General features: G+C 60.3%; 12 protein-coding genes and 3 pseudogenes. 6 read left to right on the top strand and 9 right to left on the bottom strand.

Translation table 11 applies throughout. The features are described from left to right. The first annotated feature begins 58 nt into the window (after positions 1-58). Positions 59-2,668 carry a helicase-related protein gene (locus tag JCM25143_RS05880; RefSeq protein WP_025860359.1) on the top strand — a complete coding sequence of 870 codons (2,610 nt, stop codon included), beginning with the start codon at positions 59-61 and terminating at the stop codon, positions 2,666-2,668. Positions 2,669-2,832: 164 nt separating this feature from the next. Next, positions 2,833-3,165, top strand: a complete 333-nt coding sequence (gene fdxA / locus JCM25143_RS05875; protein WP_025860358.1) for a ferredoxin FdxA — start codon at positions 2,833-2,835, stop codon at positions 3,163-3,165. A gap of 397 nt (positions 3,166-3,562) precedes the next feature. On the opposite strand, the gene cyoD is transcribed toward fdxA, so the two are convergent. The 5 genes and pseudogenes from cyoD to JCM25143_RS05845 form a co-directional block, all read right to left on the bottom strand. Further along, positions 3,563-3,892, bottom strand: coding sequence for a cytochrome o ubiquinol oxidase subunit IV (cyoD, locus tag JCM25143_RS05865; RefSeq protein ID WP_035370549.1), 330 nt, complete (start codon positions 3,890-3,892; stop codon positions 3,563-3,565). Beyond that, a complete protein-coding gene (gene cyoC, locus JCM25143_RS05860; protein ID WP_025860356.1) occupies positions 3,892-4,497 on the bottom strand; it encodes a cytochrome o ubiquinol oxidase subunit III in 606 nt (201 codons plus the stop codon). The genes cyoD and cyoC overlap by 1 nt, the downstream gene beginning before the upstream one ends. Next, a pseudogene (cyoB, locus tag JCM25143_RS17280) lies at positions 4,497-6,487 on the bottom strand (cytochrome o ubiquinol oxidase subunit I). Before cyoB ends, cyoC begins: the two are co-directional and overlap by 1 nt. A 5-nt stretch (positions 6,488-6,492) precedes the next feature. Next, positions 6,493-7,419, bottom strand: a complete 927-nt coding sequence (gene cyoA, locus JCM25143_RS05850) for a ubiquinol oxidase subunit II (protein WP_025860355.1) — start codon at positions 7,417-7,419, stop codon at positions 6,493-6,495. A 585-nt stretch (positions 7,420-8,004) separates the two neighbouring features. Continuing rightward, positions 8,005-8,781: a Bax inhibitor-1/YccA family protein gene (locus JCM25143_RS05845; RefSeq protein WP_025860354.1), complete on the bottom strand. Its 777-nt coding sequence runs from the start codon at positions 8,779-8,781 to the stop codon at positions 8,005-8,007. 171 nt (positions 8,782-8,952) lie between these two features. Here JCM25143_RS05845 and JCM25143_RS05840 point away from each other — a divergent pair, with 171 nt between their 5' ends. The 4 genes and pseudogenes from JCM25143_RS05840 (at position 8,953) to JCM25143_RS05825 (ending at position 14,246) form a co-directional block, all read left to right on the top strand. After that, a complete protein-coding gene (locus tag JCM25143_RS05840; protein WP_025860353.1) occupies positions 8,953-9,516 on the top strand; it encodes a hypothetical protein in 564 nt (187 codons plus the stop codon). A gap of 208 nt (positions 9,517-9,724) precedes the next feature. Then, positions 9,725-11,954 (top strand): annotated as a pseudogene (locus tag JCM25143_RS17275) (PQQ-dependent dehydrogenase, methanol/ethanol family). A gap of 48 nt (positions 11,955-12,002) precedes the next feature. After that, entirely contained in the window at positions 12,003-13,421 is a 1,419-nt protein-coding gene (locus JCM25143_RS05830) for a cytochrome c (RefSeq protein WP_025860352.1), read from the top strand. 153 nt (positions 13,422-13,574) lie between these two features. Then, positions 13,575-14,246, top strand: a complete 672-nt coding sequence (locus JCM25143_RS05825) for a uracil-DNA glycosylase family protein (protein ID WP_025860351.1) — start codon at positions 13,575-13,577, stop codon at positions 14,244-14,246. Positions 14,247-14,370: 124 nt separating this feature from the next. On the opposite strand, the pseudogene JCM25143_RS17270 reads toward JCM25143_RS05825, so the two are convergent. From JCM25143_RS17270 to JCM25143_RS23615, 4 genes and pseudogenes are all read right to left on the bottom strand, one after another. Then, a pseudogene (locus JCM25143_RS17270) lies at positions 14,371-16,637 on the bottom strand (FUSC family protein). 132 nt (positions 16,638-16,769) lie between these two features. Further along, positions 16,770-17,306 carry an adenine phosphoribosyltransferase gene (locus JCM25143_RS05815; RefSeq protein WP_025860350.1) on the bottom strand — a complete coding sequence of 179 codons (537 nt, stop codon included), beginning with the start codon at positions 17,304-17,306 and terminating at the stop codon, positions 16,770-16,772. A gap of 124 nt (positions 17,307-17,430) precedes the next feature. After that, entirely contained in the window at positions 17,431-19,527 is a 2,097-nt protein-coding gene (locus JCM25143_RS17265; protein WP_234395020.1) for an ATP-binding protein, read from the bottom strand. Between the two features lie 35 nt (positions 19,528-19,562). Beyond that, positions 19,563-19,835 carry a hypothetical protein gene (locus tag JCM25143_RS23615; protein WP_234395019.1) on the bottom strand — a complete coding sequence of 91 codons (273 nt, stop codon included), beginning with the start codon at positions 19,833-19,835 and terminating at the stop codon, positions 19,563-19,565. Positions 19,836-19,844: the final 9 nt, after the last annotated feature.

Raw genomic sequence — 19,844 nt, 5'->3', positions numbered from 1 at the left:
GGCAAAATTCCGCGCCAGCACGCTTGATTTTATGCCCGCGCCGACCGAGCATAACGGCATGAAGGTTTCCGCGCGCCAGCACGCCGCCCCGCCAGAACCCAGCCCGGCCCGGCCCGCACCGGAAGGCGCGTGTATACGGGCCATTCTCGGCCCCACCAATACAGGCAAGACCCATCTCGCACTCGAGCGCATGCTTGCGCACGACTCCGGCATTATCGGCTTTCCGCTGCGGCTGCTGGCGCGGGAAAATTACGAGCGCATGGTGCAGGCCAAGGGCGTGCGCGCCGTTGCCCTCATTACCGGGGAGGAAAAAATCATTCCCCCCCATGCACGCTGGTTTTCCTGCACAGTCGAAGCCATGCCCACAACACCCCTGCCGGGTAACCAGCCGGTGGATTTTGTGGCCGTGGATGAAATCCAGCTCTGTGCCGACCCCGAGCGTGGCCATATCTTTACCGACCGCCTGCTGAACGCACGCGGTGCTGCGGAAACGCTGTTTTTAGGGGCGGACACCATCGCCCCACTGCTGAAAACGCTGATCCCGCATATTGAAATAGACACGCGCCCGCGCCTGTCCGCTCTGTCCGGGGTCGGGCATAACCGGCTGTCGCGCCTGCCCCCGCGCTCGGCCATTGTCGCGTTTTCCGTGGCCGAGGTTTATGCCATTGCCGAGCTTATCCGCCGCAAGCGGGGCGGTTGTGCGGTGGTCATGGGCCAGCTTTCGCCCCGCACCCGCAATGCGCAGGTTGCCCTCTACCAGAACCGCGAGGTCGATTACCTTGTCGCCACCGATGCCATAGGCATGGGGCTGAACATGGATATCCACCATGTGGCCTTTGCGGGGCTATCCAAGTTCGACGGACAGCGCCACCGCCTGCTAAGCGCTGCCGAAGTAGCCCAGATCGCGGGCCGGGCCGGGCGCGGTGCGCGGGATGGCACCTTTGGTACCACCGGCACCTGCCCACCGCTGAACGAGGCCATGGTGGAGGCGGTGGAGGAACACCGTTTCGCCCCCCTGCAAAGCCTGTGGTGGCGCAACAGCGCACTTGATTTTTCCTCCCTCACCGCACTGCATGCCAGCCTGTGCCGTAAGCCGCCCATGCGCTGCCTGCGCCCGGCTGAACCCGCCGCTGATATGCTGTGCCTGCACGCCTTCATGCAGGACAGCAGTATTAAAGCACTGGCGAACACCCCCAATCTGGTGCGGCTGCTCTGGGAGGTCTGCCAGATCCCCGATTTCCGCAAACTGGGAGAGGACAGCCATATCCGCCAGTGTGCGCAGATTTTCACCCTGCTGGCGCGCAGGGGCCACCTGCCATCCGACTGGCTGGGCGCACGCCTGCATGGCATGGACAGCACCGAGGGAGACCTTGATTCCCTCATGCAGAGGCTGATGGGCATACGGATCTGGTCCTATGTTGCCGCCCGGAGCGACTGGGTAGAAAACGCCGCCCACTGGCAGCGCCACACCCGCCAGCTTGAAGATACCCTGTCCGATGCCCTGCATGACCGCCTGACTGCCCGTTTTGTAGACCGCAGGGCCGCCAGTCTGGCCCGCAGGCTGGAAGAATCCGACGGCAAACCCCTGCTTTCGGCTATGAGCCGCACGGGCGAAATTATTGTGGAAGGCCACACCGTCGGCCATATGCGCGGCTTTGCCTTCGCCCCGGATGCCGAGGCCGCCCGCATGGACCAGCCATTGATCCTGCGCGCGGCGCGGCGGGCGGCCCGCACGGAAATGCCCCATCTTGTCGCCCGCTTCGCGCAGGCGGACGATACCGAACTGACGCTCGATACCGAAACCGGCATACTGAGCTGGCAGGGCGAGGCCGTTGCCTCTCTCCGCTCCGGCCTGTCCGTATTGCAGCCAGACATCGCGGTGCGGGACGCGGAGTTTCTTGATGCGGGGCAGAAAGAAAAAATCCGCGCGCGGCTGGCCCGCTTTGCCACAGCCCTGATCCGGCATGAACTGGCCCCCCTGTTCCGGGCCGAGGCCGCCGTGCAGGCGCACCCCCTGCCGCGTGGACTGGTGCATAGCCTGATGGAACAGGGTGGCGTTACGCCCTGCCCGCTGCTGCCCCCCCTTTCCAGCGTGGAAAAGAAGCTGCTGGCCCGGCTTCATATCCTGCATACGCGCGATGTGCTGTTCTGCTCCCGCCTGCTGCGCCCCGCCCCCATGGCGCTGCGCCGCCTGCTACTGGGCATCCACCAACAAACCACCCTGCCGCCGCTCCCTCCTGCTGGCGCGGTTTGCGTGCTGTGCGCCATGCCGCCCAGCCTCTCAGATCAGGCGGCGTATCTCAGCCTTGGCTGGCTTTATGCCGCGCAGACCCTGCTCCGACTCGACCGTGTGGCAGATATCCGCGCGGATATGGAGTCGCTTGCCCGCAAAAGTGCCAAACCGGCTCCCGCTAATCTGGCATCACGTCTGGGCGTGACAAAAAAGGCGCTACCCGTCATTCTGAAAGCCTTGGGTATACGCCTGTACCCGCCCACCCCCTTGCCTGACGGGCAGCCCGGCCCCCCGGCTCCGCTGCTGATACTCCCTGCGGCAAACCCAAAGAAACCCGGCGCCAAACCCGCCCGCCCGCAGAAAAACGCTCCTCTTTCCCCCCGGATGGCCAGCGGGCCGTTTGCCGCTCTTGCAAGACTGCGAGAGCGGCTGTAAGCCTGCCCTGCTTTCGGGGCAGCGACAGGCATGCCGCTCACGGGTTGCCATCAGACAAAAACCCCCCCATATCTGCGCCTTCCTTGGTGACGCGGCCCTTATGCCGGTCATCTGACCCCAACCGGCGTGCATGGCACGACCGCCAGATATATTCGGAGATGGCGATGACCTACGTGGTCACTGAAAACTGCATCCGCTGCAAATTCATGGACTGTGTGGAAGTCTGCCCTGTTGACTGCTTCTACGCTGGTGAAAACTTCCTGGTGATCAACCCCGACGAATGCATCGATTGCGGTGTGTGCGAACCGGAATGCCCTGCTGAAGCCATCTTCCCCGATAGTGATGACCGCTCGGCCGCATGGGCCGAAATCAACACCAAATATGCCAGCCTGTGGCCGAACATCACCCGCAAGGGCACGCCCCCGGCCGATGCGGAAGAATGGAAGGACAAGCCCAACAAGGCCGACCTTCTTTCTCCCGAACCGCAGAAAGGCTGAGCCCCCGGCCCAGGGACCCCGGATCGGGACCTTGGGCAACGGATTGCCAGTGGTGCTCAGGCGCCACGACAGCCAGTAGCAGACATGAAGAATGGCGCCGGTTTTTCCCGGCGCCATTTTTTTATGCGCAAACGCCCAGTAGCCCCTGCGCCCCATAACGCGGCAAAACCACCCACAAGCCGCTCGCTGCAAGAACGGGAGCCACCTCTGTTTGGTGGCAGCAATACCCCGCCGCGTGAACGGGCCCCATAGAACCATCTGGCCAGTCAGCACGCCAGACTAACAACTTTACTGACCACCGCCCCCTCAAACGCAAAAACCCCCGGAGCCCTAAGACTCCGGGGGTTTCGCCATGTTCACATCACCCTTCGCAAAGGGTGATCAGGCTAATGCCTGATCAGCGTGACATCATGTGCATGGTGGTGTTCGTCATGATGAACACCGTGCCCACGATCAGGATGGTCACGAAAGCGACGGTAAACACGAAGCAGATGTTGTTCCAGCGCTGCTCGGACGAGCCGCCCATGTGCAGGAAGTAGTGCAGATGCACCAGAACCTGAACCAGAGCCAGCATGGACAGAGCGGCCAGCGTGCCCATGGGGGACAGGCTGTGGGTCGAAACCACAAGGAACGACAGAACCGTAAGAACAACAGCGAGAACGAAACCGATCAGGTACGATGACACGCTGCCGTGGCTTTCGCCGGAGGAGTTTGTTTGTGTGCTCATCAGATCATGCCCGCCAGGTAGACGTAGGAGAAAACGCAGATCCACACGATATCCAGGAAGTGCCAGAACAGGCTCAGGCAGGTGAGCTTGTTCATCATGCGTTCAGGGATCTCGGTCGTGCCCATCAGCTGAACCATCAGCGTCAGGATCCAGATCAGGCCGCATGAAACATGCAGACCGTGCGTGGAAACCAGCGTGAAGAAGGCAGACAGGAACGCACTGCGATCCGGGCCAGCCCCTTCGGCAATCATGTGTGCGAATTCACGCACTTCCAGACCCACAAAGCCCAGACCCAGCAGGAACGTGACACCAAGCCACAGGATAACCTGGCTGATCTGGTTTTTGTGGGCGGCAATCATGCCAAACCCGTAGGTGATGGAAGAGACGAGGAGCAGGGCTGTTTCCAGCCCAAGCCCACCGAACTCGAACAGTTCATGCGGCGTAGGACCGCCGTTGAACTGGTTCCGCAGGACTGCAAAAACGGCGAACAGAGAGCCGAAAATGATGCAGTCCGTCATCAGATAGACCCAGAACCCGAACACCACCGGAGATTCGTGATGGTGTTCGTCGTGGCCCGCGGTCTGAACAGTTGTATCGTGTGCCATTATTCAGCTGCCTGTGCCATCAGTTTACGGGTGTGCTCGTTTTCGATCCGGGCAACCTCTTCGGCGGGAATGTAGAAATCCACATCCTTGTTCGCGCTGCGGGCAATCACGGTGGCAATTACGCCAACCAGACCAACCACTGCGAGCCACCAGATATACCACACCGCGGCAAAGCCGAAGATCAGGGCGAACAGACCAGCGGCAATACCGGCCACCGTGTTCTTGGGCATATGGATCGCCTCGTACTGAGCACCAGCCTGACGCGTATCAATGCCGTTTTCCTTGTCGTGCATGAACGCATCGATCGAATGCACATGGGGGACAATGGCAAAGTTATACACAGGCGGCGGAGAAGAGGTGGACCATTCCAGCGTACGGCCGTTCCAGGGATCGCCCGAAACGTCGCGGTTTTCCGGCAGGTTGCAGTCGCGGATGGAGACGTAGAGCTGCACCAGCTGGCACACGATGCCCAGCAGGATCAGAACCGCGCCCACTTCAGCAACCAGCATCCAGGGATACCAGGCCGGGTTGTCATAGTGGTTCATACGACGGGTCATGCCTTCGAAGCCGAGGACATACAGCGGCATGAACGCGAAGTAGAAGCCAACCAGCCAGAACCAGAACGCCCGCTTGCTCCATGCTTCATTCAGCTTGAAGCCCAGAACCTTGGGAGCCCAGAAGTTCATGCCGCAGATGTAACCGAAATACACACCGCCGATAATCACGTTATGGAAGTGGGCAATCAGGAACAGGCTGTTATGCAGCACAAAGTCAGAACCCGGGATGGCCATCATAACACCGGTCATACCACCGATGGTGAAGGTGACCATAAAGCCAACCGCCCAATACATGCAGGCATGGAAGCGGATACGGCCCTTATACATGGTGAACAGCCAGTTGAAGAGCTTAACACCAGTCGGGATCGAGATGATCATGGTCGCAATGCCGAAGAAAGCATTGACGTCCGGGCCAGCGCCCATCGTGAAGAAGTGATGCGCCCACACGAGGAAGGACAGCACCATGATGGAGCAGGTCGCGTAAACCATGGTGTTGTAACCGAACAGGGGCTTGCCGGAGAAAGCAGGCACCACTTCAGAGAAGACACCAAAGGCAGGAATAACAAGAATATAAACTTCAGGATGGCCCCAAGCCCAGATCAGGTTCAGGTACATCATCTGGTTGCCGCCACCATCATTGGTGAAGAAGTGCATGCCGAAGTAACGGTCAAGACCCAGCAGGGCCACCGCAACCGTCAGCACGGGGAACGACACCATGATAAGGATGGAGGAGCAGAAAGCAGTCCAGGTGAACACGGGCACTTTCATCCAGCTCATGCCGGGAGCGCGCATCTTCACGATCGTGACGAAGAAGTTCACGCCGGTCAGCAGCGTGCCAACACCAGAGATCTGGATTGCCCAGATATAGTAGTCAACGCCAACACCGGGGCTGAACTGCGTTTCGGACAGAGGCGGATAAGCCAGCCAGCCGCACTGCGAGAACTCACCGATGAACAGCGAAACGTTCACCAGAATGAACGCAGCAGCCGTCATCCAGAAGCTCAGGTTGTTCAGGAACGGAAAGGCCACGTCACGTGCGCCGATCTGCAGCGGCACGATGAAGTTGAACAGACCGGTCATGAACGCCATGGCCAGGAAGAAGATCATGATCGTGCCGTGGGCCGAAAAGATCTGGTCATAGTGATGCGGCGGCAGGTAGCCGGGGTTACCGGCATAGGCCAGCGCAAGCTGGGTACGCATCATGATGCATCCGCGAAACCGCGGGCCAGAGCAACCAGCGCCAGTACAATGTACATGACAGCCAGACGCTTGTGGTCAACCGAAGTAAACCACTCTTTCCACAGATAGCCCCACTTACCGTAGTAGGTAATCAGCCCCAGCACCGCGATACCGATGATGCAGACGCCAATAAATGTTCCCACAACAATTGGCACATCCAGCGGAAGCGCCGAGAACGAGAGTCTCCCGAGCATAGATCCTATTCCTTCATATTCATGTCGGACATCGCGGACTGCTGCACCTGGATCATCTTGCCGGTGCTTTTGTCCATGATCATGCCGTTGTTGTATTTGGCTACGATCGTGTTGAACATGCCGGGTTCAACGTGCGCGAAATATTCGACAGGGTTCGCCTCGCTAGGCGCGGCCAGTTTCGGGTAGGTCTGTCCATCCAGCTCTTCAGAGGAAGAACGGACCTTCTCGACCCAGGCGTTGAATTCATCATTGCCCATCGCCAGAGCATGGAACCGCATATCAGAGAAGCCGCGACCGCTGTAGTTGGCGGATTCACCAGCAAAGTCACCCGGCTCGCTGGCCATCAGGTGAAGCTGGGTCTGCATGCCCGCCATTGCGTAAATCATGGAACCAAGGCGTGGGATGAAGAACGAGTTCATGACGGAGTCAGAGGTGATGTCAAAATCAACCGGGGTGTTGACCGGCATGGCCAGCTGGTTGACCGTGGCAATCCCTTGCTCCGGATAGATAAACAGCCACTTCCAGTCCAGCGCCACCACCTGCACGTGCAGAGGCTTGGTGTTGGCTTCAGCCTCAAGCGGCTTGTAGGGGTCAAGGGAGTGACAGGTCTGATAGGTGATCACTGCCAGAAACAGAATAATCAGGGACGGAACGCCCCAGATGATCACTTCAATCTTGTTGGAGTGGCTCCATTTCGGCAGGTATTCCGCGCTGGTGTTGGACTGGCGATAGTGCCAGGCAAACACGAGAGACAGAATAATCGTCGGCACCACAACAATCAGCATCGCGATCACGGAGGTGGTGATCAGGGACTTGACGCCCTCACCCACCGGGCCTTTCGGGTCGAGAACGTCCAGTTCACACCCCGCAAGCAGCAACGCTGACGATAGGCCGCCCAATCGCGCCAGTCTCGCCAGTAACTTGTTTTTCATCGCACGCCTCTTGGTTCTGACATCAACATAGCCTCATAAGACTCCTTGCCCTGCTGCCATAGAAGCCTGACAACGGCAAGAAAAACCGCGCCACGGACATATTCCGCCCTTACTCACGCCACAAACCCGCCTGCCCGCGCAAAAAGGCAGGCAAACGGGGCACACGACATGGCAGAACGAACCATGACAGCAACGCCATGGACGCACCTTATTCCCTACAGGCTGATTCTCAAACGTCAGAAAAGTTCCATCTGCCTTTCGTCACAAGTCCTTGCCACTCGTTATATCATACCGGTGCCGTTACATTGCTCGTACCCCACAGGCACGCCGATGAAGGGAGGAGGTGGCGGGAAATCAGATAATGGCAAAATTTAGCTCTGTTTTTCTGATTACCCACCACAGATACGCGCTCTCGTTTTCGTTACAACACTCCCGCCCACCATCAGGACCACTCCACTCCCCATTCTGATTGGACATATCAGCATTCATTTCAGGCATACCTTCGGGCACAAAAAAACCCGGCCTCGAAAGGCCGGGTTATCAGCATCCCCTTGCGCGGGAAGGTGATGGTATCAGGGGCGAAAATCAGTCCCCCGAATTGCGCACACCCATGAACTGCAGCATGAACTGGAAGAGGTTGATAAAGTTCAGGTAGAGGTTGAGCGCGTCATAAACACTGCGCTTGCTCATCATCTCCGGGCTTTCGTAAGCGGCAACCTGCATATAGGTCATGCGGATACGCTGCGCATCGAAAGCACAGAAGGCGGTGAAGATCAGCACCCCGGCCGCGCTATAAAGATAATAGACGGTAGCGCTGTGCAGGAACATGTTCACCAGCCCGGTAATGAGCAGGCCGAACAGGCCCATCATCATAAAGGAGCTGAAGCGCATCAGGTTGGCTTTGGTCGTGTAGCCCCACAGCGATGTAGCGGCGAACATGCAGGACGTCACCAGAAAGACGCGCATGATGGAGGTGCCGGTATACACAGCAAAAATGCTGCTCAGGCTCGCCCCCATGGCCGCTGCAAACGCCCAGAACAGCATCTGCGCGCCCTGAAGCGAAAGCCGGTTGATACCAAAGGACATGACCAGCACGAAGGCCAGCGGCGACAGCATGGCCAGATCACCAAGGAGCGTCGGCCGCAGCATCAGCGCGCCCGAAGGCACCATGACCTGCTGGAAAAACAGGCCACTGAGGCTTGTGTTGGCAATGACATACGCCACGATACCGGTCAGCAGCAGACCGGACGCCATCCAGTTATAGACGCGCAGCATATAGGATCGCAGTCCGGCATCCACGCTGGCCTGCGCGTTCCATCCGGATGCTGAGGCAGGGGAACGGTAATCCCGACTAAACGACATGATGCTCTTCTCCTTGTCCGGGCTGGCCGGTTCTGTTTCATACTTGTGGTTGCATTTCCCCCACGTCAAGGGTGGGAAGCGTGTATGGCATAACATTAAGGCGGGAATGGCTCTCCCTGCCCGACGCGGCCTCGTGCGCCGCCCCCTTTATACAAGCCCCACGGTGTTGCCATGTTCCTGATCGCAGGTCTTGCCATTCCCCCCGGAATGACCCAGTTTTTCCGCACGTTGCAGGGTTTTTTTCCTTCCAAAACATGGCGGCCTGCCCCTACGCTGGCCCTGCCACTGGTCACACTAGGTCAGGTTGTCTCTCCCACCGCCATGGAAGAGCTGGACCATGGGCTGCTGGCACTGCGTCTGAGGCAGCCTATCCGCCTGCGCCATACCGGCTTCACTCTTGTGGAAAGACAACGCCGAATCTTGCTGGCGGCTCTCGTACAGGGGTCTGAAACAGATCACCTTTCCGTGAAAATCCGTGCTACCGCACGCCGGGCGGGGCTCACTCCGCCCCCCCCATATACCCCTCTGGCCGTGCCGCTGGCGGATGTTGCAACAGCCCCCGTGGAAGAGGTTAACCACTGGCTGTCCATCCATTATGCCACCTGCCCCGATCAGGAGGAACTCTACGAATTCACTGTGTTCAGTTCAGGAAAAAACCACGATCCGCTATCCTTGGAAAAGGAAGCTGACTACCCTTTCACGAACTGTTTCAGACCTGATCCAGAATTGTTATAACAACAACATTATCGTGCGGATCGCCATCACCTCACGCCGCCGTCATGCCCCTACCGCCCTGTAAGACCTGCAAATTATCCGCCCCGGAAAGGGCAGCTATTCGCGGCGCGTGATTGACATCCCGCTCACGCCTTGGCTGATGTGTCAGAAACCGGACCACCGGCTATTATTTTTTCCTCACCTTTACACCAGTCGAGGACATGAACGCATGACCCGCCCCGCCTCCGCCAAGAGACGTTCGCTGCAAGGAATTCTCGCGGCCGGAACACTCTGCGCCGCCGCCTTGCCCTGCGTGGCCCTCCCTGCCCACGCCGATACCTTGGGCGACACGGGGGAAGCCATCATTCACGCGGATGAGCATCCCGAAAACTGGCTTACTTATGGCCGCACCTACAGCGAACAGCGCTACAGCCCGCTGGATCAGATCAACCGCGCCAATGTCGGCAACCTAAAACTGGCCTGGTATTACAATTTTGATACCAATCGCGGCCAGGAAGGCACGCCGCTGGTCGTGGACGGCATCATGTATGCCACCACCAACTGGTCCAAAATGAAAGCCCTCGACGCGGCCACCGGCAAGCTGCTGTGGGAATACGACCCGCAGGTGCCCGGCAACATTGCCGACAAAGGCTGCTGTGACACCGTAAACCGCGGTGCCGGCTACTGGAATGGCAAGGTGTTCTTCGGCACGTTCGACGGCCGTATGATCGCTCTGGACGCCAAGACCGGCAAGAAGGTCTGGGAAGTCAACACCATCCCGCCGGAAGCCTCACTGGGCAAGCAGCGCTCCTACACTGTTGACGGCGCTGTGCGCGTGGTCAAGGGTCTGGTGCTGATCGGCAATGGTGGTGCGGAATTCGGTGCGCGCGGCTTTGTTTCCGCTTTCGATGCCGAGACCGGCAAGCTGAAATGGCGCTTCTACACGGTTCCTAACAACAAGAACCAGCCTGACCATGCAGTGTCCGACAAGACGCTGATGGACAAAGCCTACAAGACCTGGGACCGAAGGGTGCATGGGTACAGCAGGGCGGTGGCGGCACCGTCTGGGACTCCATCATCTATGATCCGGTGGCCGATCTGGTCTATCTGGGCGTAGGCAACGGCTCTCCTTGGAACTACAAATACCGCTCCGGCGGCATTGGCAGCAACCTGTTCCTGGGCAGCATTGTCGCCGTTAAGCCTGAAACCGGCGAATATGTCTGGCATTTCCAGGAAACGCCGATGGATCAGTGGGACTACACCTCAGTCCAGCAGATCATGACCATCGATATGCCCGTCAACGGCGAAACCCGCCGCGTGATCGTGCATGCGCCCAAGAACGGCTTCCTGTACATTCTCGACGCCAAGACGGGTGAATTCCTCGCCGGCCGTAACTACACCTACGAGAACTGGGCCAGCGGCTTGATCCGCTGACCGGCCGTCCGATCTACAACCCCGAAGGTCTGTGGACGCTCAACGGCAACTTCTGGTACGGCATTCCCGGCCCGCTCGGTGCGCATAACTTCATGGCGATGGCCTACAGCCCCCGCACGCACCTGATCTACCTGCCCGCGCACCAGATTCCGTTCGGCTACAAGAACCAGACCGGCGGCTTCAAGGCCCACCCGGATTCCTGGAACCTGGGTCTGGACATGACCAAGACCGGCCTGCCCGACAACGCAGAAGCCCGCTCGGCCTACATGAAGGACCTGCACGGCGAAGTGCTGGCATGGGATCCGGTGAAGATGCAGACCGTGTGGCAGATCGACCACAAGGGTCCGTGGAACGGCGGCGTGCTCGCCACCGGCGGCGACCTGCTCTTCCAGGGTCTGGCCAACGGCGAATTCCACGCCTACGACGCAACCAACGGTTCCGACCTGTTCAAGTTCAACGCACAGAGCGGCATCATTGCTTCGCCCATCAGCTACAGCGTGAATGGCAAGCAGTATGTTGCGGTTGAAGTGGGCTGGGGCGGTATCTACCCCATTTCCATGGGCGGTATGGGCCGCACCTCGGGCTGGACGGTCAACCACTCCTTCGTGGCTGTATTCTCGCTCGACGGCAAGGCTTCCCTGCCTGAAATGAACAGCCTGGGCTTCCTGCCCGTCAAGCCGCCTGCTGAATACGACAGCAAGGTAGTGGATAAAGGGTACTTCCAGTACCAGACCTACTGCCAGACCTGCCATGGCGATAACGGCGAAGGTGCCGGCATGCTGCCCGACCTGCGTTGGTCCGGCTCCATCCGTCACAAGGATGCGTTCTACAATGTTGTGGGCCGCGGTGCTCTGACCGCCTATGGCATGGATCGCTTCGACACCAGCATGACGCCTGACGAAATTGAATCGATCCGTCAGTACCTGATCAAGCGTGCGAACGATACGTACCAGCGCGAAGTTGACGCTCGTAAGAACGCCAGCGGAACGCCGCAGGATCCGGTCATTGGCATTGCGCCCAAATAACCCGGCAGTCATGACGTCATTCGGCACTCAGGCAATACAGTGGTAAAAATGATGATGAACAGACTAAAAGCCGCTCTCGGAGCGGTCACTGTCGGGCTTCTGGCAGGAACGTCCCTGGCTCATGCTCAGGAGGCGGACGCGGATCTGATCAAACAGGGTGAATATGTCGCGCGTCTTGGTGACTGCGTGGCCTGTCACACGGCCCTGAACGGTCAGAAATTTGCAGGTGGGCTGTCGATCAAGACGCCCATCGGCACGATCTACTCGACCAACATCACGCCCGACCCCACCTACGGGATCGGCACCTATACGCTTCAGGAATTTGATGAAGCGGTACGTCATGGCGTACGCAAGGATGGCAGCACGCTGTATCCGGCCATGCCGTACCCCTCCTTCTCGCGCATGACGCCAGAAGACATCAAAGCCCTGTATGCATATTTCATGCACGGCGTGGCTCCGGTCTCCCAGAAGAACCAGGAAGCGGACATCACATGGCCGCTGTCCATGCGCTGGCCGCTGAGCATCTGGCGCGCCATGTTCGCTCCGGCACCCAAGGCCTTTACCCCGGCCCCCGGTACGGACCCGGATATCGCTCGTGGCGAATATCTGGTGACTGGCGCTGGCCATTGCGGCGCGTGCCATACACCGCGTGGTTTCGCCATGCAGGAAAAAGCGTTTGACGCAGCAGGTGGCCCGGACTTCCTGGCTGGCGGCGGCGTTATCGACAACTGGATCGCTCCCAGCCTGCGTAACGACCCCGTTGTGGGTGTCGGTCGCTGGTCTGAAGACGACCTGTTCACGTTCCTGAAGTCTGGCCGTACGGATCATTCCGCCGTGTTCGGTGGCATGGCCGACGTGGTGGGCTGGAGCACGCAGTACTTCACGGATTCCGATCTGCACGCCATCGCCAAATACCTGAAGTCCATGCCGCCGGTACCGCCGTCGCGTGGGGACTACACGTATGATGCCTCCACCGCTCAGGCGCTGGATTCAGGCAGCGTGACCGACAATGCCGGTGCCAAGATCTATCTGGAACAGTGCTCGGCCTGTCACCGTAACGACGGTGGTGGTGTGGCGCGTATGTTCCCGCCGCTGGCAGGTAACCCCGTTGTCGTGACCGACAACCCGACATCGGTTGCCCATGTTGTGGTGGCTGGTGGCGTGCTGCCGCCCACCAACTGGGCTCCTTCGGCTGTGGCCATGCCCGCTTACAAGACCATCCTGTCCGATCAGCAGATCGCCGATGTGGTCAACTTCATCCGCTCCGCCTGGGGCAACAAGGCTCCTGCCAACGTGACGGCGGCCGATATCCAGCACCTGCGGCTGGACAATGCGCCGATCCCGACCGAAGGCTGGGCCAATGCCACGGCGGCTACGGCAACCTGGGGCCTGTTCATGCCGCAGCCTTATGGCGCAGGCTGGACCTTCGCTCCCCAGACCCATGCAGGTGTGGACGCGGCTCAGTAAGACCCGCATCCTCTACTCCCGGCCATGGGTTCGCCCATGACCGGACGGGTTTTAAAAAACACCGCAGCGGCAACGTTGCGGTGTTTTTTTATGCCTGCTTTTTAAACCCCACCCATTGCACCGGCCGACCCACCCGCACATATCCACCCCATCATGATCTTTCAGCCACAAGCCAGTGCGCCGACAACGACAGAACTGCGGGCAGCCCCAAAAACCACGCTGGTAACCGAGACAGGCGTTGAAACCGGGCCGGAACAACTGGCCGAGCTTTTGACATCCCTGCGGGCCTGCACCGCCTGCGCCGATATTCTGCCGTTTGAACCCCGCCCCGTCGTGCATGCGGATTCACGCGCGCGACTGCTGATTGCCAGTCAGGCACCGGGTACACGGGTGCATGAAACCGGTATTTCCTTTAACGATGCCTCGGGAGATCGCCTGCGCGAATGGCTGGGCATGGAGCGGGACGTTTTTTACGACCAGACCCGTGTCGCCCTTGTGCCCATGGCTTTCTGCTATCCCGGCGTGCAGCCAAAAGGGGGCGATAAGCCACCCCCGCCCGCCTGTGCTGCCCTGTGGCGCGCGCGACTTTTGGCCCAACTGCCCAATATCCGCCTGACCCTGCTGGTTGGTGGTTTTGCCCAGAACCATGTGCTCGGCAAAGGCAGCGTTTTTGACCGCACGCTGGATTTCGAGCGCTTCCTGCCCCGCTTCTTTCCGCTGCCCCATCCTTCATGGCGCACAGGGCAGTGGGAGAGACGCACTCCGGCTTTTCGCGCGCAGGTTATCCCTGCCCTGCGGCAGGCCTTACGCGCGGCATTCGATTAGGATCGCAGCCAGAAACACTCGCTCTGGTCAGCCCGAACCATACGCCTGTGGCTTCAGGCTCCTGCGTAATGGGAACCTGAAGTATCAACCGCCACAGTTAACCCTTGAAGGCCACCGCCAACCTTCAGGAAAGCGCGCCATCCAGATACGGGTTGGACGCATCGAAAAACGCCTCGTTCTCGCGCAGTTCAGCCTCAATCACGCGCAGGCTGGCCAGTGCGCTCAGCATTTCAACCCGCACAGACAGATTGGTTTCCGAGCGCTCCAGCAAAGCCAGATGCGTGACAGCCTCGCCCGCCGCCCGGGCCGTGCGGCCATACTGCCCACCATAACGGCCTGAAAAGCGGTGCATGCGCTCCATCATCAACCGAATGGGGCGGTTGGCATCATCGGGCAGCGCGCCACGCTCCAGAATACTGCGCAGGCGCAGCAGGTTAAGCTCAATGGTCATGCTGGACAGAACACCACCCAGATAGCGCTCCAGCACAAAATCATTCCCAGCCCCCATGCTGGACAGCCGGACAAAGCCTTCAACATTCCGCCCAATAACCTCTGGCGCGGACATCGGGCGGCTGGAACCAGCCTGCCTGCGCAAACGCCGCAGAATATCCACGCGCATGTCCCATCGCAGACCATTGGGATCAACCGGCAGGAAGATCCGGTACATCCACATGCAGAACATCATGGCCAGAAACAGCGGCAGGGCCGTGTTGAAATACATGATTTCGTCCAGCCGCCCTTCATTCATGGGGCTGACCAGAATGGGCAGAAACAGGTTATACGCCACGGCCGCCAGTGCCAGTGGTGCCCATGCAAACGCCATGCCCCCGATCAGCATGGGCACGGCCAGCACCAGTGCCAGTGTTTCATAAACAGAGGGGCGCGCCATAACCCATAGGTCGAGCGCGCAGCACAGACCAATGACGCAGATTGTACCATGCAGAAAAGACTGTGTGGCCAGAGCGGGTTTTTCCAGTGTTGAAAACAGCGCGCAGACAATGGCCACGAACATCATGAAAAACAGACCATCCGGCCAGCCTGTCGCAATCCAGATCAGGCCGGAACAGAAAATCGTCACGCTGGCACGCAGGCTATTGTAAAACGCCATGCGCCAGTCACGATACGAGCGCATGGGGTAATGGAACTGGTCATGCGGCTGGGTGCTACGGCTCATTTCAAACTGTTCGATAGCAAGAGACAGTTCATCAAGCAGGGTGGCCAGCTTGTGCAGCACCTGCCCCTGCCGCGACAGCCCGACTTCCATATCCAGATCAACCGGCGGGTGAGTGGCCGCCACCATTTCGCGCTCGAGGCAGGCCGTGGCCAGTTGCCGACTATCCGCACGCAAATGCGCCAGATCAGCCAGCACAGGACCGATAGGCCCTGCACTTTCCAGCCGCGCGGGAAGATCATTGAGAAAACTGCCGGTGCGGGCTGCTAATTGCTGATAATCCGGCCCATCGCTCTGCGGCACGTTAATGAGCGTTCCAAGCTCCAGCCCGCGTGACATCAGCACCGTAATGGCCGCCAGCGCGGCGCGCGCGTGGTCACCCTCATGCTGGTGGGTGCCCATTTCAATTTCGGCAAACTCCACCTGATCGCTCATGGTGGCGATGGTGGAAAACACTCCCGGCGAGGACAGAACCGCCCGGCGGTCGCCCGCCAGCAGACTACGCAGGTGGGTACGGCCCCCCTGAGGGCCTGCACAAAATTGGTGGCCAGCCGGTTTCTGGCGCGCGAACCAAGCTGATACTGGAACAGCGAGGAAATGGTGGTTTCCACCACAATGCCAAGGGTAATATACGTCGCGCGCGCCATGGCGATCTGGAAAATCTGATCCGGGGCCGCAGCACCATCCAGCGCGATAATGGCATAGGTAAACCCCGAGGCCCGCATGCCATGAATGCGATAATTGGTCATGGTGGCCGGGCCGGGCAGCAGGGTGCCGATAAAACAGAAAAGCCCGATCCCCACCGCAACCCAGAAGATATAGAGCAGTGGCGATTGCGGCATGCACCCCACCAGCACAAAGGCGCAGAGAATCCCCACAACCATGCCGAACATGTGCCAGCGCGCCTTGGCAATGGATTTGCCACGCGTGCCCTGTGCCACCATCCATACCGTAAGGGCCGCCCATTGCGGGCTGCCCAGTTCCCACCACAGGGCAATACCAAGAGCTATCAGCGAGGAAATGGTGGTGCGCAGCGCATAGCCGAAAGCCAGCGCATCAGGCGCGTACAGCCAGCGCAGGCCATCAAGCCTGCGTGGCTCACCGCCACCCGTCAGGGCCTGGCGGACAATCAGCGCGACCGCCTGAAAGAACCGGCCCACTGAGCGGGGAAACCCGGTTCGCTGGGGGCCCGCCGGGTCGGTCGGGGTGGAAGATGCCATGCCGGTCTTTTACCTCAGAGCGGGGCAAAAGCGTATGCACGGCAGGTATGCTCCACAAGGAACAGACCTCAGATCGTTATAAAAACCCTTTCGGGCAAGACCGGCACCCTAACCGGCCTCACCCGCAATCAATCAGTCTTCGTAGGACATCAGGGTTGTGACCGGCACGCCATCCATGCGAGCGCGACCACCCAGACCGGTGAGCTCCATCAGCACCGAGGCCCCAACAACATTGGCACCCGCCTTGCGCAGCAGCGTGGCAGAGGCCGAAAGCGTGCCACCGGTTGCCAGCAGGTCATCCATGATCACCACGCGCTGGCCGGGCAGCACGGCGTCTTCCTGAATTTCCAGCGTGTCGGAACCGTATTCCAGATCATAGGTATGGGAGACGGTTTTGCCCGGCAGCTTGCCGCGCTTGCGCAGCATCAGCATACCGCAGCCCAGCCGGTCGGCCAGAGGGGCTGCCGTCAGAAACCCGCGCGATTCAACCGCCGCCAGCACATCCGGGCGCAGGGGTGCGACCTGCCGTGCCAGACGCCCCATGGCCATCTGCCAGGCATCGGGGTTACGCATCAGGGTCGAAATATCGTAAAAGAGGATACCCGGCTTGGGAAAATCCGGAATATGCCGGATAAAACTCTTAAGATCGATCTCTTCGCGTACCGTCATGGTCTCTCGCAACCCTTCATCCCTGCGGCCCACAAGAGGGCATCATGTTCATTACCGCCCGCCACCCGGCAGGGCCGCAACGCTGTATCCCGCACGGGGGTATTCTGCAAGGGTGCGGCGCAGTTCAGCCCGCCGCGCGGGCCTCCAGCGCGATGCTGACGGCCTCCATCAGCCCATCACGCCGGAAGGGTTTGGCCAGCAGGCAGGCGGTTTCAACCCCACCACGAGGCGGGGGAGAATCCGCCGTGAGTTCACCCGACATATAAACAACCGCCAGCCCCGGATAACGCTCGACCAGCACGCGCGACAGCGTCACGCCATCCAGCGGGCCGGGAAGCTGGATATCGCTCACCAGAAGGTCCAGCCCGCCTTCCACACCGGCGGCTACATCAAACGCCTGCTCGCCGTCCCCGGCTTCAAATACGCGATGCCCGGCCATGCCAAGGATTGTCACCACAATGTCACGGATAACGGCATCATCCTCTACCACCAGCACCTGAAGGCTACGGGTCGGCTCAGGGCGAGAGGCCGCAGCCTGTCCGGCGGTGCGTGTCTCGGTCGGGGTATGCTCGCCCTGTGCGGAAACGGCCCCTCCGGCCCTAGGGGCATCCGCCTGCCCGGCATTGCTCAGCTCGGCACGGGCTAGCACGGCGCGCGCTTCGCCCACGGGCAGGGCATCCACCGGTGTGACCTCTGCTACCTCGGTGCGCGTGGTTTCCGAGGCCACAATCTGTCCGCGCGGCAGCCAGAGCGAAACCTCCGTACCGATACCACGCCCCGTGGCCACCATAACGCGCCCATGCGCCTGCTGCGAAAACGCCAGAACCATGGCCAACCCCAGCCCGGTGCCAGCGCCTTCGCGCTTGGTGGTGAAAAAGGGTTCGAACAGCCGGTCCATGACATCGCGCGTCATGCCTGAGCCGCTATCGATCACATCCAGCCTGACCCAGTCGCCCGCGGGGAGGGGCATCGTTTCCGATACAACCCGCATGGCCCGCCCTTCTTCCACCGGCAGGCTCATCAGGTCCGCATTGACCGAAAACGTGACATTGCGCGCGATAATCCGCAGGCTGCCGCCCGAAGGCATGGCGTCACGCGCGTTGATGGCCAGATTGAGAATGGCGCTTTCAAGCTGTGCGGCATCCACACAGACTGGCCATACATCCATTACATGGTCGCATTCGACCACGATACGCGGCCCGATAACGCGGCCCAGCAGCCCGCCCAGCACCGCAAACAGCTTGCCCAGATACAGACAACCGGGCGAGCCCGACTGGCGGCGCATGAAGGACAGGAGTTGGCCGGTCAGCGCTTCCGAGCGGTGCCCGGCATGGGCGGCGGCGGACAGGTATTCCTGCCTCTGCTCTGCCTGATCGGGCTGGTCATATTCAGCCGCCAGCTCCAGATTACCCAGAATGACTGTCAGCAGGTTTTTGAAGTCATGCGCGATACCGGCCGTAAGCTGCCCCAGCGCGCGCAGCTTCTGCGCCTCGCCCAGAGCGCGCTCGCTGCGCAGGCGCATGGTGATATCAGCCGCCGTCAGCACAAAACCGCGCTGCTCCGCCGCCCCGTCGGGCGCAAAAAACACCGTGCGACACAGTTCCAGATCAGCCCCGTTGGTGCCCTGACACTCCACCATTACCGGCGGGTCGGGCTCGCTACGTGCCAGACTGGCCTCGACATGCTCAATGGGTTCCAGCAGGGGCACACCATCCACCACCAGCACGGAGCTAAGGGTATTGTAGGGCAGGCCAGTGCGTAGAAAATCCTTTTCCAGCCCCAGCACCACGGCAAGCTGCTCGTTCCAGTGCCACAGGCGGCCATCTGCCCCGAACACCGCAACGCCAAGGCTCAGGCTGTCCAGTGTGGCGCGCAGGCGCAACGCCAGATCGCGCGAGGAGGCCTCGGCCCGTGCTGCGGCGAGCGATGAGCGGTCCAGCACCCAGCCCGCCGAAATCATGCTGAAAACACCGGTGAGAATACCCAGCAGCGCCAGCCTGCGCTGCCAGCTTGTATTGCGGAGCATATCGGCCACGCGGTCCGCCTGATCGAGCGTGCTCGCGCGGCTCAGCACCGCCAGATTCTGATCCAGCCCGGCCAGCGCCTGCTCACCCCCTATGGGCATGCGCTCAGCCGCAGGGGCCCATGTGCTGATATCCGAAAGCTGGGCCTGCACGGCATCCAGCGGCTCGTTACGCCCGGCCTGCTCGCGCTGCTGCACGGCCCGGAATGCCGCGAATCCACCCAAACTATCCGTCAGTTGCCCAATGGCTGAGCATAACAGGCCGCATCTTCCTGCTGGTGATGGGCCTCCCACGCGTAATGGCAGATCCGTGCATCGCTGGTGGCGTGGTGCAGGCCGCGCAGATAGCTACCCGCCGCCGTGCTTTCACGATCCAGCACGCCGTGCCGCGCCATTTCATTTCCGAGTTCAATACCCATCGCGCCAAAGGTCACGATCAGCAGCCCCGCACCAATCAGCGCCAGCGCGTGGGCCCGTCTTGCCGGATGCTTGGCATGTTCAGGCATGCTCCCTGT

The sequence above is a fragment of the Acetobacter papayae JCM 25143 genome, assembly GCF_000613285.1.
GTDB classification, from domain to species: Bacteria; Pseudomonadota; Alphaproteobacteria; order Acetobacterales; family Acetobacteraceae; genus Acetobacter; species Acetobacter papayae.
The sequence above is the reverse complement of the archived record's forward strand: the minus strand, read 5'-3'. Positions and strand labels throughout refer to the sequence as shown.